This is a genomic window from Mucilaginibacter sediminis, assembly GCF_051903035.1.
Lineage (GTDB): Bacteria > Bacteroidota > Bacteroidia > Sphingobacteriales > Sphingobacteriaceae > Mucilaginibacter.
This window is the reverse complement of sequence record NZ_CP170602.1, coordinates 3,338,713-3,355,390: the sequence shown is the minus strand read 5'-3', so window position 1 is coordinate 3,355,390 and position 16,678 is coordinate 3,338,713. Positions and strand designations below refer to the sequence as shown.

13 protein-coding genes are annotated in these 16,678 nt (G+C 42.7%); 8 read left to right on the top strand and 5 right to left on the bottom strand.

Going from position 1 to position 16,678, the window contains the following annotated elements; translation table 11 throughout:
- Positions 1–59 precede the first annotated feature (59 nt).
- Positions 60–1,796, top strand: coding sequence for a thiamine pyrophosphate-dependent enzyme (locus tag ACFGVS_RS13400; RefSeq protein WP_439699002.1), 1,737 nt, complete (start codon positions 60–62; stop codon positions 1,794–1,796).
- A gap of 386 nt (positions 1,797–2,182) precedes the next feature.
- Here the strand turns inward: ACFGVS_RS13400 and ACFGVS_RS13395 are convergent, their stop codons facing one another.
- From ACFGVS_RS13395 to ACFGVS_RS13380, 4 genes are read right to left on the bottom strand one after another with little or no spacing between them, the layout of a single operon-like run.
- Positions 2,183–3,493, bottom strand: coding sequence for an acetylxylan esterase (locus ACFGVS_RS13395; RefSeq protein ID WP_439699001.1), 1,311 nt, complete (start codon positions 3,491–3,493; stop codon positions 2,183–2,185).
- A gap of 26 nt (positions 3,494–3,519) precedes the next feature.
- Positions 3,520–4,407 (bottom strand): hypothetical protein, encoded by an 888-nt coding sequence (locus tag ACFGVS_RS13390; RefSeq protein WP_439699000.1) that lies wholly within the window; start codon positions 4,405–4,407, stop codon positions 3,520–3,522.
- A gap of 10 nt (positions 4,408–4,417) precedes the next feature.
- The gene (locus ACFGVS_RS13385; RefSeq protein WP_439698999.1) at positions 4,418–5,776 is read right to left on the bottom strand and encodes an acetylxylan esterase; all 1,359 of its coding nucleotides are present in this window, start codon (positions 5,774–5,776) and stop codon (positions 4,418–4,420) included.
- The gene (locus tag ACFGVS_RS13380) at positions 5,751–6,983 is read right to left on the bottom strand and encodes an acyltransferase family protein (RefSeq protein WP_439698998.1); all 1,233 of its coding nucleotides are present in this window, start codon (positions 6,981–6,983) and stop codon (positions 5,751–5,753) included. Before ACFGVS_RS13380 ends, ACFGVS_RS13385 begins: the two co-directional genes overlap by 26 nt.
- A gap of 164 nt (positions 6,984–7,147) precedes the next feature.
- Between ACFGVS_RS13380 and ACFGVS_RS13375 the strand changes: the two genes are divergently transcribed.
- Positions 7,148–8,020, top strand: a complete 873-nt coding sequence (locus tag ACFGVS_RS13375) for a hypothetical protein (RefSeq protein WP_274211986.1) — start codon at positions 7,148–7,150, stop codon at positions 8,018–8,020.
- Positions 8,021–8,051: 31 nt separating this feature from the next.
- Here the strand turns inward: ACFGVS_RS13375 and ACFGVS_RS13370 are convergent, their stop codons facing one another.
- Positions 8,052–9,005 (bottom strand): TIGR01212 family radical SAM protein, encoded by a 954-nt coding sequence (locus ACFGVS_RS13370; protein ID WP_439698997.1) that lies wholly within the window; start codon positions 9,003–9,005, stop codon positions 8,052–8,054.
- Between the two features lie 496 nt (positions 9,006–9,501).
- On the opposite strand from ACFGVS_RS13370, the gene rfbC reads away from it, so the two are divergent.
- From rfbC to ACFGVS_RS13340, 6 genes are all read left to right on the top strand, one after another.
- Entirely contained in the window at positions 9,502–10,056 is a 555-nt protein-coding gene (rfbC, locus tag ACFGVS_RS13365) for a dTDP-4-dehydrorhamnose 3,5-epimerase (RefSeq protein ID WP_274211988.1), read from the top strand.
- Between the two features lie 42 nt (positions 10,057–10,098).
- A complete protein-coding gene (gene rfbD / locus ACFGVS_RS13360; RefSeq protein ID WP_439698996.1) occupies positions 10,099–10,962 on the top strand; it encodes a dTDP-4-dehydrorhamnose reductase in 864 nt (287 codons plus the stop codon).
- A 19-nt stretch (positions 10,963–10,981) separates the two neighbouring features.
- The gene (gene rfbA, locus ACFGVS_RS13355) at positions 10,982–11,842 is read left to right on the top strand and encodes a glucose-1-phosphate thymidylyltransferase RfbA (RefSeq protein ID WP_274211990.1); all 861 of its coding nucleotides are present in this window, start codon (positions 10,982–10,984) and stop codon (positions 11,840–11,842) included.
- A gap of 136 nt (positions 11,843–11,978) precedes the next feature.
- A complete protein-coding gene (gene lhgO, locus ACFGVS_RS13350; RefSeq protein ID WP_090651334.1) occupies positions 11,979–13,196 on the top strand; it encodes an L-2-hydroxyglutarate oxidase in 1,218 nt (405 codons plus the stop codon).
- Positions 13,197–13,352: 156 nt separating this feature from the next.
- On the top strand, positions 13,353–15,251 hold the full coding sequence (locus ACFGVS_RS13345) for a DUF1800 domain-containing protein (RefSeq protein ID WP_439698995.1): 1,899 nt from the start codon (positions 13,353–13,355) through the stop codon (positions 15,249–15,251).
- Between the two features lie 21 nt (positions 15,252–15,272).
- Positions 15,273–16,547 (top strand): DUF1501 domain-containing protein, encoded by a 1,275-nt coding sequence (locus tag ACFGVS_RS13340; RefSeq protein ID WP_439698994.1) that lies wholly within the window; start codon positions 15,273–15,275, stop codon positions 16,545–16,547.
- The last annotated feature ends 131 nt before the right edge of the window (positions 16,548–16,678 follow it).

Sequence of the window (16,678 nt, the reverse complement as noted above, 5' to 3'; positions counted from 1 at the left end):
AAACTGAAAACCCTTGCCTTGTAATTTGGTTAAGCTATACGGAGATAATCAAGATTACAATGGCAAAAAAAGTTGCAGACCAATTGGTACAGATGCTGGTAGATGCCGGCATCAAAAGAATTTACGCGGTAACAGGCGATAGCCTTAACGAAGTAAATGATGCCGTAAGCCGCGAAGGCAGCATTCAGTGGGTCCACGTCCGACATGAAGAAGCCGGCGCCTACGCTGCCGGTGCCGAAGCACAGCTGAACGGCCTTGCCTGTTGTGCAGGCAGCAGCGGGCCAGGTCATGTACATTTGATAAACGGATTATATGATGCCCACCGCTCGGGCGCGCCCGTTATAGCCATTGCGTCAACAATTGCCAGTTTTGAGTTTGGTACAAACTATTTCCAGGAAACCAATACTATTAAGCTGTTTGATGATTGTAGTTACTATAACCAGATAGCCACCACGCCAAAACAATTGCCGCGCATGCTGCAGGCCGGTATCCAAAGCGCGTTGCATCAAAAAGGTGTTGCCGTAATTGGCCTGCCGGGCGATTTATCCGGCATGGATGCCGTTGATATCGAAACATCAATCCAAAACTTTAATCCGGCTCCTATTATCCGCCCTACAGATGCCGATTTGCAGCAGTTGGCCGAATTAATTAACCGGTATGATAAAATTACTATATTTTGCGGTATAGGCGCTGCCGACGCGCATGACGAAGTGGTGGAGTTATCGCAAAAACTGAATGCTACGGTTGCCTATTCGTTTCGTGCTAAAATGGATATCCAGTATGATAATCCTAATGAAGTGGGCATGACGGGCCTGCTTGGCCTGCCATCGGCCTACCACAGCATGCATGAGTGCGACCTGCTGATACTACTGGGCACCGATTTTCCGTATACACCATTTATGCCTGCAGATTGTAAAATAGTGCAGGTAGATATTAAGCCCGAACGGCTTGGCCGCCGCGCCAAAGTTGATATTGGTTTATGCGGAACTGTGAAAGATACTTTAACAGCGCTGCTGCCCCTCATCGCCCAAAAACAAGATGATATCTTCTTGCAGGCCCAGCTAAAAGTGTATGCCGATGTTAAAGATAAAATGCAAACTTATGTTGACGATAGCGGCGAAACCGACAAAATTCACCCCGAGTTTGTGGCTCATGTACTGGATAAACTCGCCGCCGAGGATGCGATTTTTACGGTAGATACGGGGATGTCGTGCGTATGGGGCTCGCGTTATATTAATGCTACTGGCAAGCGACAAATGATAGGTTCCTTTAACCACGGATCGATGGCCAATGCCATGCCCCAGGCCATAGGCGCGGCGCTTTCGCGGCCAGGGCAGCAGGTGATAGCACTTTGCGGCGATGGCGGCCTCTCGATGCTTTTGGGCGATCTGGCAACAATCGTTCAGTATAAATTACCGGTTAAAATTGTAGTTTTTAATAACCGCTCATTGGGCATGGTAAAGCTGGAGATGGAAGTTGCCGGCCTGTCCGATTGGCAAACCGATATGTACAACCCCGATTTTGCACTGGTTGCCCAGGCTATGGGCATTAAAGGCTTCACCGTTACCGAACCCGGCGAGGTAAGACAGGCTATAAGTGATGCCCTTGCTTTTGACGGCCCCGCGTTGTTAAACGTTTTTACCGACCCTAATGCCCTGGCCATGCCGCCGAAAATTGAACTGAAACAGGTTGCAGGCATGGCGGTTTCCATGACCAAACTAATGCTTAACGGCCATATGGACGAGGTATTGGACACCGTTAAGGCCAACTATAAACATCTGAAGGATTTGTTGTAACGTTTTAAAACAAGCTGCCGCGGGTTTAGCGAAGCGTAACCCGTGGTAAGGCTTAATTTAAGCTTCCAGCTTAAATTAATAAACACGATTTAAATCAACATTAAATCAATCCCCAGGGCGCATCTGATTGGGTTAACATAACTTAACACTTTTTAGATAAAATATTTATAAATATCTTATATTCAATATTTTATATTTAATTATGGTTAACATTAAACTGATAGCGCAATTTAGGCGCATCCAAATATTTGTGCCTGTTTTTGACCACTACCAGTCCCTTGGATACCTCGATCATTTAATCAGTATCGGGTAATAAAACAAGGTAGCGTTTGATGCTTATATTATTTTTACCACGGATTACGTTTCGTTAAACCCGCGGCAGCATTTTAAAATAAGCCAAACTTATCCCGCATCATATGGCCATCTTTCAGCACGTAGGTCATTGGTACTTCGTGGCCAAGGTCTTTAAAAACCATAATGCCGCGGTGCTTTTGGGGAATTAGGTTGTAAAAAGCGTACTCATTATTGGGCGGTGCCAGGTGGTCAAGCAAACCGATACCCAACAGGATGGGAATTTGAATATTTTGCGCAAAGTTTTTGATGTCGAAGTAATCCAGGTTATCCAATATTTTATCAAATTTAATCCCTTTTTCGCCTGCGTATTTGTGCAAATCATACAAAGGCCAGTCTTCCTGGTCGGGAAGATTACGGATATCGCTCAGGATAGGATTTTGTGACGATACGAGCTGTACGCGATTATCCAACCCGGCTACCGCAGCAGCGAGAAAACCGCCCAGACTACCACCCGATACCTCAATACGTTTAGGGTCAAGCTCGGGACGCGAATAAATGAAATCAATAGCGCGGATACAATCCATAATGGCGCCGCGAAGTACATATTTGTTTTTATCCTCGGCGTTTAGGCTAATATAATCTGGTCTTTTAGGATGAATTACATCGCGGCTGTTGCCCTGGCCGCGCACATTAAGAGTAATAATGGCGATATCATTGTCTTCGCCTAACATGGGTTTTAAATCAACCTGGTAGCCCGGCAATGCCAAAAGGGTGCTAAAGCGTCTGTTCCTGATGCTGGTTTTAGGAATTGTTAACCAGCCCCGTACAGTGATATTATCCAGCGAGCGCATCTCTATCAAATAAACCTTGCGGTTTTCTGTTTCCTGCTCGGCTTTTTCGGTCATCTTAAATTGCGGCTTAACCGTGGCCAATTCGCTTTTGGTATTTTGCCAAAAACTGTCAAAATCGGCAGGGCGGCCATGTTGTGATTGGATCTCTTCCGGGCGAATGCCAAACACGCGGCGTGTTGTATCATCATAGTCAGATACATTGATCATAAAATTGATCTTGTAAAATCCTGGTTTTTGCTCCGGTACGGTAAAGTCATAGCTGGCGCTGCTATGTTTGGATAGATTTACCTTCCTGCTTTCTTTTGCAACCGTAACCCCTGTAGGCGTAACTGCTATGTACGATACAGTGCCGGTTTGCGGCACATCCGTCGCATTTTTTACGTTAAAGGTATAACTGGCGAGGCCATTAAAAATGGCATCTTTACTGCCGGCTATGAGCGTGGTTGATATCTCCTGATCAGCCTTATGAACAGTTGTTATTGCATTCGCGCTGCCTGTTATTAAAAGCAGGACAAGTTGTAACACGAGGATAAAGGATTTTAGGCTGTTCATAATTCTGTTTCAAATATGTATTAAAACTATCGGGTATCTAACCGGTAATTCAACGATGCCGACAGGCTGGTACCCGCACCTGTATTGCGGCCGGTTATAAAGGTTCCGCCGGTTAAAAACAGCGATAAATTTTTAGTAAAAGCATGCCCGTAACTTGCCGATACCTGGTTAAACGCAAAGTTTTTGCTGGTATTAGGATTGGCCGAAATAATAGGATTAGGATTTATAAATGAATTACTGCTTGTTGCGTAAAAGCCGCCGATACTTATCGAGAGCTGTTCCTTGAATTTTTTATCGAGCGTTAAGCCATACGTAAGGTTATACCTGTCCTGGAAAACAGATTCGCTTCCAAAATATTCGCGAACGGCATTTTCGGCAACAAAATAGCTTTGCTTACCAAATAAATGCCCGCTGCCCGCAAAGGCAAGCTTAAGTTCGGAGCCATAATAACCATAACCCAGGCTTGCATTATTACGGTAGGTAGGTATAATACCGGTAGCTTTTATGCTGAAATAATATTTGTAGTTGATGTTGGCCAGGTAATATTTAAGGCCAATTTCAATATCCTGCAAACCCGATGTGGTGATGGCATGTGTTAAACTGTCGGTATTAAAGTAATTCATGGAATAAGGCACCAGGGCAGATAGTGTAAACTTCCTGCTGATACCATATTCGCTATAAAACGAGTAGCTAACAGAATGAAAACGCCCGTTATCATCAAACGCCCGCCTATGGCTTGTTGAATCGAATTGTTTGTTGGCAAAAAAATAACTTACCGACGGTGATAAAATAAACCGGCCCGGCCTTACCGGAAAGCCATCGGCATAGCTATAGCGTGGTGAAAAAGCCATGAGTATTGCCGCTGCAAGCAGGTATTTGAATAATTTTTTGTTTGCGGTTATGTTTTTATCCATAGGTGTATAGTTAAAATAATCCAAAGGTATCGCGCATCCAGGCACCCTCGTAATCTTTGTATTTTTGGCTTACCTCGTGTCCCAGGTCTTTAAACACCATTACTTTTTTATTGGTATTTAAAGAGTTGTAAACCGCAAAGCCGTTGCCCGGCGGCACATAGGGATCAAGCAGGCCTAAACCCAGCAGAATAGGGCACTTAATATCAGTTGCAAAGTTTTTAGTGTCGTAATATTCCATATTATGCAGTACCTGGTCAAAGTTTACGCCAGGCCTGCCTGCTACATATTTTCTGATATCCTTTATTGGCCATTCCACGGTACCAACCAAATTGTGCACATCGCTCAGGATAGGGTTTTGGGCCGAGCAAATAGTTATCCTCTTATCTAATGCAGCAAGGGCAATGGCCAGATAGCCGCCCATACTGCCGCCGGTAGCCAGGATTTGATCGTGCCTTAACTCTTTACGCGAGTAAATAAAGTCAACCGCACGTACGCAATCCATAATTACGCCCCGCATTACATATTTATCCCTGTCTTCAATGTTGTATGATATAAAGGCATCGCGTTCGGTATGTATAACATCGCGGCTATTACCCTGTCCCCTGGTATTTAAGGTGATAATTACTAAATCATCATCGCGCCCTACAATGGGTTGCAAACTAACCTGGTAACCTGGTAAACCTAAAAGTACTGAAAATTGCTTGTTTTTATTATTGTTTTTGGGAACCGTCATCCAACCCCGGATAGTCAGGTTATCTAATGATTTCATTTCGATGAGGAAAACCCTGCGGTTATCGGTGTTTTGGGATGGATCCTCAGTTACCTTAAATTGTGGTTTTACTTTAGCCAGCTCGGCTTTGGCATTGGCCCAAAAACTGTCGAAATCTGCCGGCTTAGGATACGCTGATTTGATCTCATCGGCCCTGATGCCAAAAGCCCGGCGGGTGGTATCGTCATAGTCAGATACATTGATCATCATGTTAAGCTTATAAAACCCGGTTTTAAGCGCAGGGATTTCAAAGCTGTAGTGCTCTGTGCTTTTTCTTTCAATTTTTACAGGTTTTGAAAGGGCTTTAACTTTTACACCTTTTTCGTCGGTAATCAGGTATGAAACAGTGCCTTCCTGTTGGGTATCATAGGTGTTTTTTACGTCGAAGGTAAATGACGCAACCGAATTAAATATACCGTCTTTGTTATTAATATTTAATATAGTTGATACGCTTTCTTCATCTTCTTTTTTAGGGTTAACCGGCGAATCGTGCTGCGCAAGTACCTGCTGAAAAGCCAATAACGCCCCGATTAGAATCAGGTATCTTTTTAATTTACGCACCATAATATATTCACTAAGCATTGATATTTGCCGGTTCATTTTCGGGCTTGGGTGATTTGTTTTTGATCAGAAAATCTGATTTTCGGATATAATGGTTTAACGGTTCCTCAATTAGCTTAAATAAGGTGATAGAAATTATATTTAAAACGATAAAAGCATACAGAAGGTTTAAGCTATCATACTGAAACGGCGAATGCCAGTCGACCCCCCATTTGTCATAAAGTGTAAAAGTATAATCGTTAAGCCAGTTAAAACCAAAATGTAAAAAGTTGTACATGTAGCCCAGGTGTACCAGGTAAAATATATACGAGCTTTTGCCCAGAAGTTCCACAAACGGGGTGGCCAGGATTTTTTTCAGCAAAGTTGTCTCGGTTAGTATGCCATAAAAAAACAGCGTAATTGATAAGGCCAGCAGGTAGTTATTCGTGATAATACCCAAAGGGTTATGCAAGCCGGCTTCCTGGCCCTTCGGAATAGGTAGTACCGACATAATCCACACGCAAACGAAAATCAGGAAAAAACCCAGATAGGTAAGTTTCTTTTTGCTATTACCCTCCGGCTTTTGCCTGCGTATTATAAGTGCAAGCTGTATGCCTGCAAAAAACTCAAAGCACCTGCCCAAAAAGGTATACAACATCATAAAAGTGAAGTTGCCAAAAAAGCCATACCAGTTAACATGGCTGAATATTAGCACAAGCACAACGCCCAGGCCGGTAACAGCAATAGGCTGAATATAAAACTTTTTGTATTTGGTAGCAATCAGGAAAATGAAAGGGGCCGAAAAGTAAAAGCATTCTTCAACCGTTAACGACCAGCCCTGCGCTACCCCGGTAAACTTAAGCTGATCAAAAAAGCCCCGCAAAAAAACGATGTTCATCAGGAACATGGCTATGGGGTTATGCCCCGCGGTGACAATTTGATTGTTGGTAAAATAAAAGGCAATGAAAGCGCCGACGGTTAAAATGGCATACATGGGGTATATGCGCGCAACCCTGTTTTTAAGGTACTGCTTAAACCAATTTTTGGTAAGCTTAAAGCTATCAAAGTACCTGAAAGCAATTAAGAAGCCCGATAGTACAAAGAAAATGGTAACCCCAATGTGGAACTCGTTAAAAAAGCGTTGCACAGAGTGAGGAAATTTTTCATCAAAAACATACGCAAAATGCGATATAAAAACCAGGTAAGCAGCCATCGCGCGTACACCGGTTAATGCTGGAATGTAATTTTGTTGCGCTCTTTGTGACAAAACGTATCTAAGTTAAAATTTTTATACGGGATTTTTCAACTATGGGTTAACAAAACTGGTACCAAAGGGAAATTTAATGCCTGTAGATTTGTTATCCAACTAAAATAGCAATCGCAAGATTGCAAATAGAAAATATTTTATATTTTAGAAGCATACTAAACTTTATGCATAAACTTTTACTATCGCTGCTTTTGCTTTTTTGTTTTAATAACCTGCGGGGGCAGGAAATCATAGAACAGTTTTTGGGCATTGATAATTTCCCCAATAAATTTATTATCGCAAACAAGATTGTACGAAGGGTCAACTATGAGTATAAACTGAATCGCCATGGTATTGCTGATTCTACTTATATGGGATCGATAAATTTTAATTATAACAGTGAAGGGCGGTTGACCGACCAGGTTCACTTTGATAAAGACAATTATTTAGACGAAAAATACGTGTATTTTTACTATGATTTTGGTTTGATTAGTAAAAAGGTCGAATACGAATACCCCAAGCGAAAGTTGTATCCCAAAAGTTTAAAAATGACGCATGAGTTTGCGTATGATAGTATCGGCAGGTTGCAATATCATGTAAGTTATAATCAGGATACATTGTTTGTAAACCGCGATAGAAGAGATTATGATACGAAGGGACGTCTTTACCGGATTACAAAGACGACAAATAATTTACCCCCATATGTCTCCAATATGGCCAGTTATAATGATGATAATAACCTGGAAGTGATAGACTACTTCTACAAACAAACTACGCCTGATTTTAGCTATAATATGAAAACGGATACAACTGCGTATGGAGATAAAATCATCAATATATCTAAAATTGTACCTGGAAAAGACGAGGATTATTGGTGTACCTACAAATTTAACCGCTATAATCAGTGTACTGAAATAATAGGTTTTGAAGTTGTTGGTTTGCAGAGAACCAAATACACCGAAAAACTAATATACAACTCAGACGGCACTTTGTATACCATGATTTTTTATATCAACAAAAAGATGGACAGGATGTATAAGTTTTACTACCATAAATAGCAATGAGCTTATACTGATATGATGATGAGGTTTAACCTAACGCACTCCCCTGCACCACACCCCGGCTCAAAATTCTTTGATCAATATAATATTGGATCTCCGATTTTTTTAAGCCCCAGTTTGGAGCTATCAGTAGTTCACGGTCGCTTAAGCCAAACAGGCGCTGGATTACGATATCAGGACGAACTCGGGGGAGAAGCTCGCATAAAAAGTCGGCGTATTCATCGATACCGAAAAGTTTAAATGGCTCACGTTTGTATTTTACGCCCATTACAGATCCTTCTACGATGTGCAGGTGATGGAATTTTACAAATTTTATTTGCGGGAAACGGTTTATCTCATCGGCATATTTTAGCATCATTTCGTGGGTTTCCCAGGGGAAACCAAAAATGGTGTGCACACAAATATCCAGTTTGCTGTTCTCAACCAGTTTAAGGGCTTTAACCAATTCTTCGTGATTACAGCCGCGGTTTATCTGGCCCAGGGTTTCGTTGTATATCGATTCCATGCCCATTTCAAGGTCAACGTCAAACCTATCGGTATAACTTTCAAGCAGGGCAATTTTTTCGGCATCAATACAATCGGGTCGTGTGCCCACGCTCAGGCCAACAATATCTTCGGTGCCGTAGCTCAGCGCCTCGTCGTACATCATTTTTAAATAATGCGCGGGAGCATAAGTATTAGTGTTAGGCTGAAAGTAGATGATGAATTTATCGGCCTTGTTGCCTTTGCGGGCGCGCTCCATGCCTTCTATAACCTGTTGGCGTACGGTTGGGGCATTACGGCTTACCGATGGCGTAAACGAATCGACATTGCAATAGGTGCAGCCGCCATAGCCTTTGCTGCCGTCGCGGTTAGGGCAGGTAAAGCCGCCATCAACAATAACTTTAAATACCCGGTGACCTTTGTATTTTTCCTTAAGCCAGGGGCCATAATTGTTATAACCCTTTTCCCAAACCGCTGTTTTCTCTCCTGTTAATTGCATTGTGCCGCAAAGATAAGGAATTTGTTGCAGGTGTGCTTTTTAGGGTTGGTTAGCCAGGAAGTAATCTTTTTTGGATAGTTTGGATGAAATAGCTGCCAGCTCTGCTGAAAAACATTTTTTTGTGTGGGGATGTTTAAAGTAAAGTATTGGCGATGTTTGGACAAAAAAAGATAAATTATTGTGATACACAGCTTATGCTATTTCGATGGCGTGGTCTCCTGCACCAAGCGGGCAGAAAACATTGTTAAAATTATTTATTGGTGATTAAATATAGCCAAGACCAGTAAAGCAGCCGTATTGAAATTTTTGATTTTGTACCTTTACAAAATTAAAAAGAAGTTACGCATAAATAAACAAATGGGCAATGCTTATTTTGAAAGGCCATCCCGAACATCAAAATAACCAATAATATTGCATTAATAAGGATACAAGCTATAATTACTTATATTATACAAAATATAAAACTTTAACCGACAAATAATCATTTCCATACACGATGCTAATCACACCCACTCCGCTCGAAGGATGCATAATTATAACACCCAGGATTTTTAATGATGCCCGGGGATACTTTTTTGAATCCTATAACACGCAAAACTTTAATAATGCAGTAGGTTACGAGGTGAATTTTGTTCAGGATAATCAATCGTATTCAACAAAAGGCGTATTCAGGGGGTTGCATCTGCAAAAAGGCGAATATGCGCAAGCAAAGCTGGTGAGGGTAACTAAAGGCGAAGTGTTGGATGTAGCTGTCGATTTGCGGACAGGCTCGCCCACTTATGCCCAGCACTTCTCGGTAAGGCTATCTGAAGAAAATAACCAGCAGCTTTTTATTCCCCGTGGCTTTGCACATGGCTTCATCGTATTGAGCGATATTGCGGTTTTTCAATACAAATGCGATAATTATTACCATAAAGCGGCCGAAGGCGGGTTACATTATGCTGATCCGGAGTTGAATATTGATTGGGGTATGCCGGCAAGCGAATTGTTAGTATCTGAAAAGGACCTTGAACTGCCATTTTTAAAAGATGCAGGCGAGCTGGGTTTTTAATAATTACATTTATCGCCAGTACTTAAATTATAAAATTTCGATATGCAAAATATAGTAGTATTCGGTGCTTCTGGCCAGTTGGGGCAGTGTTTGAAAAAGGTAGCCGCCGTTAAAGGTATCACCTCCATGTTTTTTCCTCCCGAATCTGAAGCCAATATCCTGGACGCAGGGTTACTAAATAAGGTATTTGAACAATATAAACCTGCTTATGTTATTAATTGCGCAGCTTACACCGCTGTGGATAAAGCAGAAGACGATATTGACCTTGCCCGAAAAATAAACAAGACAGGTGCCAAAAACCTGGCAATTCAGTGTAAGGCACACGATGCTGTATTGGTACAAATCTCAACCGATTTTGTTTTCAGGGGAGACGTACCCAGCCCACTTGCAGAAGATGATATTGCCGAACCAATAAGCATTTATGGCCTTACAAAATTAGAAGGTGAGCAGGAGGTTGCCACAATTTTGCCGGCGCATTACATTATCCGTACCAGCTGGTTGTATTCTGAATTTGCCAATAATTTTGTTAAAACTATGCTTAAGCTTGGTGCCGAAAGGGACGAGTTGAAGATCATTGTCGACCAGGTGGGTACACCCACATACGCTATTGACCTGGCGGGCGCTATATTGGATATCATTGCTTCGGGACAAGGCAACTACGGTACCTATCATTACAGTAATGAAGGCGTTACCTCGTGGTACGATTTTGCGAAGGGCATATTTGATTTATCAAATACCCAGGTGAAAGTTTATCCCATTCGTACAAGCGAATATCCTACAAGGGCAACAAGGCCCGCTTTTTCTGTAATGGATAAATCAAAGATCAAGAAAACATTTGGCATTGGTATCCCGTACTGGCGTGACAGTCTTAAAGTTTGTATTGAAGCGCTTGAATCTGCACAATAAAAATCTAAACAACCCTCATATGAAAGGAATTATCCTGGCAGGCGGCTCCGGAACCCGCCTTTACCCCATTACCAAAGCCATCAGCAAGCAACTGATGCCTATTTACGATAAACCAATGATTTATTATCCATTATCGGTATTGATGCTTGCCGGGATAAACGAGATATTAATAATAACAACTCCCGAAGATCAGCCTGGTTTTGTGCGTTTGCTGGGCGATGGCAGCGAACTTGGTTGCCGTTTTGAGTTTGCAGTGCAGGAAGTACCTAATGGGCTTGCGCAGGCTTTTGTAATTGGAGCTGATTTTATTGGCACTGATAAGGTAGCTTTGGTACTTGGCGACAATATATTTTATGGATCGGGCTTTAGCAAGTTGTTGCAAAGCTTTAACGACGTAAATGGTGCAGCTATATTTGCTTACCCCGTTGCTGATCCTGAAAGATATGGCGTAGTTGAGTTTGACAAAAACTTTAAGGCGCTGTCTATCGAAGAGAAGCCTTTAAAGCCAAAATCAAATTATGCCGTGCCCGGCTTGTATTTTTATGACAACCAGGTTGTAGAAATTGCAAAGAACATCCCGGCATCCCCGCGGGGCGAATTTGAAATTACTGATGTAAACAGGATCTATCTTGAAAAAGGAGAACTCCAGGTTGGTGTAATGGACCGCGGTACCGCGTGGCTTGATACCGGTACTTTTGATTCGCTAAGCGATGCGTCGGAATTTGTGAGGGTTATTGAAAAACGACAGTGTACCAAAATAGGCTGCATTGAAGAAGTGGCTTACAGGATGGGCTTTATAACATATGAACAGCTGCAAGTGTTAGCTCAAAAATATATTAAAAGCGGATACGGGAAATATATTCAAGGTATACAAGAATAGCAGCATAGTACCCAATTATATGGGGTTTTAAAATGAAAACGGATTGACTGCGCCAATCCGTTTTTTGTATTTTTGGACGGACTTAAAAGTTTAGGCGTAAATTAACGTTATTAAAGTAACATGGAATAATCAAGCAATGGAAAACCTATATGATCTTATTGTTGTAGGTGGCGGCATTGTTGGGATGGCGACAGCCTATAAAATCAATACACGCAATCCTGATAAAAAAATCCTTGTGCTGGAGAAGGAAGGTGAGGTGGCCGCCCACCAAACGGGGCATAATTCGGGCGTTATTCATTCGGGTATCTACTACAAACCCAATTCATATAAGGCTAAATTATGCGTAAATGGCCGCCGGGAACTGGTTGCGTTCGCAAAAGAGCATAAGGTACCTCATGATATTTGCGGAAAAGTCATTGTAGCTACCAAACAATCGGAATTGGCCCACATGAACAAGGTTTTTAATAACGGCCTGGCCAACGGCGTAGAAGGGATTGAACGTATAAACAGTGCGCAGATTAAAGAAATTGAACCTTATTGTGAAGGGATTGAAGGCATCTGGGTGCCTTGCACCGGCATTATTGGCTTTGCTGCCGTTACGCGTAAATACCGCGAACTGTTTGAGGCTAAATTCCCCCAAAGCAAAGTACTTACCAATTGCGCTGCCAAAGCATTTGAACACCATGCCGATTATACCACAGTTATTGCCAGCAAAGGTACCTTTAATACAAAATATTTAATTACCGCGGGCGGATTACAAGCCGACAGGTTGGCAGCCGGTGCCGGTGCGCCAAGCGAGGCCCATATAGTTGGCTTCCGGGGCGATTATTTTGATTTGACCGAACAGGGGAAAAGCAAAGTGAAAAACCTTATCTACCCGGTACCAAATCCCGAGTTCCCTTTCCTTGGCGTACATTTTACGCGGATGATTGACGGTACCGTAGAGTGCGGCCCCAACGCCGTATTTGTATTTAAGCGCGAAGGATACGGCAAAACCGATTTTTCGTTAGGCGATACTATCGAGGCTTTGAAATTTAAAGGAACCTGGAACCTGTTTACAAAACATTGGCGTTTTGGGCTTGATGAGTACCGGCGTGCATTTTCAAAAAAACGTTTTTTAACCGGCCTGCAACAGCTTATCCCCAGCCTTACTATGGACGATTTACAGCCGGGCCGTGCCGGCGTAAGGGCAATGGCCATATCTGCCGAAGGCGAAACTCTTGATGATTTTAAAATTGAGGCCAAGGATAATATGCTGCATGTTATCAACGCCCCGTCGCCGGCAGCAACGGCATCATTAGCTATTGGCAATGCAATTGCCGATATGGCTGCCGGGCAGTTTGGGTTTTATTAGTATTTTTAAAACTTCCATAAAAAGCCGGCAAACTATTTGCGGGCTTTTTAGTTTTTACAATTCCTGCACATATTTGTTACAATGTCCTGTTACATTTGGATTAAACTATCCCTGCTCATCTTGGTCATAGAATTGTAAACGAAAAATAATTCATTTATGAAATCATTAAAAGGGTTGATGCTGCCGGTGTTTGTGCTCATTGGCGGTTTGCTGTTTTTTTCATCGTTTTATGACCGCAATAATCCAAACGAGATTCATAAGTTCCCCTATAAACAGGCTGGTTTGAGTAAAAATCAGGCTGCGGCACATTTACTAAGCCGTTTTACCTATGGCGCCACGCCAGGCCAGGTTGAAGCCGTAGCCCGCGAGGGTTTGGAAAAATGGTTTAGCGAGCAATTGGATGCCAAACTACCGGATGATTCCCTTAACCATACGCTGGATAGCTTTGATGCTCTTAAACTAAGCAACAGCCAAATTGTTGATACCTATCCCCGGCCGGGGATTGTAGCACGGCGGGCTATAAAAGATGGGATTATCAATAAAGATTCAATTCAAAATAATAAGCCCGAATATAAAAAGATGCTACAGGAGTATATGGCTCAAAAGGGCATAAAACCACAACAGGAGTTGTTCAGGCAGTTTATCAATCAAAAAATACTAAGGGCAGCCTATACAAATAACCAGTTGCAGGAGGTAATGACCAGTTTTTGGTTTAACCATTTCAACGTATCTATTACTAAAAATGAATGCGCCCAGTTTATACCTGATTATGAGCGCGATGTTATCAGGCCTGATGCATTGGGTAAGTTTAATGATTTGTTGTTAGCCACAGCCAAATCGCCGGCTATGTTGTATTACCTGGATAATTTTAGCAGCGCATCTGCCCTGCCAGAGAAGCCTAAAATAACACTCAAATTGGTGTTTGCCGATACCACTAAGCAAGCCATGGCACTTAACCAATTAAAAAAAGCAAGGCAGCAACGTGGCCTTAACGAAAACTACGCCCGAGAAGTAATGGAACTGCATACGCTGGGTGTTGATGGCGGGTACAGCCAGCAGGATGTTACCCAGGCGGCTAAAGTGCTTACAGGCTGGTCGGTATACCCTATGGGTGATTTTAGCAAGGGAAACGATATTATATCAAAAGTTATAGATAAGGGCATTATTGCTGAGGGAATGGTGCATGACGGCGATTTTTTATTCACCCCGGGCCGCCATGATAATAGCGAGAAGATTGTATTAGGCCGGCACTTTGGCCCCAACGGCGGTTACGATGAAGGTGTACAATTATTGAGTATGCTGGCACATCACCCCTCAACCGCAAAATTCATATCGCGCAAGCTGGCGGTAAGGTTTGTGAGCGATGCTCCACCACAGAGTTTAATTGATAAAATGGCCAAAACGTTTTTAAACAGTGATGGTGATATCAAACAGGTGTTAATCACGATGGTATCGGCGCCGGAGTTTTGGTCGGCATCTGCCTTGCGCGAAAAAACAAAATCGCCGTTTGAGCTGGCCATAAATACAGTGCGTAGCTTAAACGCCCAGGTGACACAGCCATACCAGTTATATACCTGGATAAACCGCATGGGCGAAAAGGTATATTATTACCAGGCGCCAACCGGCTTCCCGGATAAGGGCCAGTACTGGATCAACACAGGTGCTTTACTTAGCCGGATGAACTTTGGGCTGGCTTTTGCCACTGGTCGCATACCTGGGATTAAATTCGACTTGTTAAAATTAAACAAAGGCCACGAGCCCGAAAGCAGCCAGGCAGCACTTATTACCTATAGCAAACTTATTATGCCCGAACGGCCGTTGGATAACACTATAAAACAACTCACCCCAATGCTCAATGATCCGCAACTGGTGGTAAAGGTAGATAAGGCAAGTAATATTACTACGCCGCCGGTTAAAGATGCCTTATCAATGGTGGGCGACACCACGGGCAAAAAAGCCAGGACACAGGTAATGCCTAAACCCGATGAGGCAAAATCAATGATGGCCCAGGTAGTTGGTATTATCATTGGATCGCCGGAATACCAACGACGTTAATTTGATAAATTGCAAAAGATTATGTTATCAAGACGAGGATTTTTAAAAACAGGTGGCCTTGCCTTTTTTGGCGTTGGGCTTATGGGAGGCATACCGGCATTTATAGCCGAAGCTGCCGCGCAGGATAAGATAATAACCCCTTATAAAAAAGGAAAAACGCTGGTGTGCATTTTTCAGCGTGGTGCAATGGATGGATTGATGGCAGTAACCCCGTTTACCGATCAATACCTTAAGGAGGCCCGCCCCGGCTTATTTATGGATGCTGCCAAAACAGGTAACGATAACCCATTGATAGACCTCGATGGCAGGTTTGGATTACACCCGTCAATGAAGGCTTTTGAACCTATGTTTCGCGAAAAAAGGCTGGGCATAGTTCATGGTATCGGCTCGCCAAATAACACCCGCTCGCATTTTGATGCGCAGGATTACATGGAAAGCGGCACACCCTTTAATAAAGGTACTGCAAGTGGTTGGCTTAACCGTGCTGTTGGCTTGTTAGGCCATGATGCGCTTACACCTTTTACAGCAGTAAGCTTAACATCGGCTATGCCCCGTTCTTTTTATGGCGATAACCCGGCCGTTGCAATCAGCAACCTGCAGGATTTTGCATTGCAAATGCGTGGTAACCCTGCAGGTACCAACCTGGCCGCAAAAAGCTTTGAAGAACTTTATGACAGAACCGCTCCCGGTTTATTAAAAGATACTGGCAAGGAGAGTTTTGATGCCTTAAAAATGCTGCAAAAAGCCAATATTAAAAATTATTTACCCGCCAACGGCGCCGTTTATCCAAACTCGGCTTTAGGTAATTCTTTAAAGCAAATTGCGCAGTTGATAAAAATGAATGTGGGTATGGAAGTAGCTTTTGCCGAATCAAATGGTTGGGATACGCATTTTAACCAGGGAACGGCGAATGGCATATTTGCCCGAAACGTAGCAGATCTGAGCAATAGCATGATGGCTTTCTGGACGGACATTGGCAGTACCTACCAGGATGACGTAACCGTAATGACAATGACCGAATTTGGCCGCACCGTTCATCAAAATGGAACTGGCGGTACCGATCATGGCCGCGCATCCTGTAACTTTATTTTAGGCAACAGTGTAAATGGTGGCCTGGTGCACGGCAATATGCAGCCACTCGCAATAGAAAACCTGGAAGATGGCCGCGACCTTGCCGTTACAACCGATTTTAGAAATGTGTTTAGCGAAGTGGCCGATAAGCACCTCAGGATCAGTAATGATAAAGTCCTCTTTCCTGATTTTACTGCTAACCCAATAGGTGTATTTAAGGCCTGATAATTGCATTTTATTTTTAAAGTAGTTCCGGTTATTAAATTGGCGGGGATTTTTGTGCTTAATAATGAGTGGTTTAATTGTTAAATAATTTATAATGAAACTACTGCTTTGTTGAATTGTTAGTGTATTTT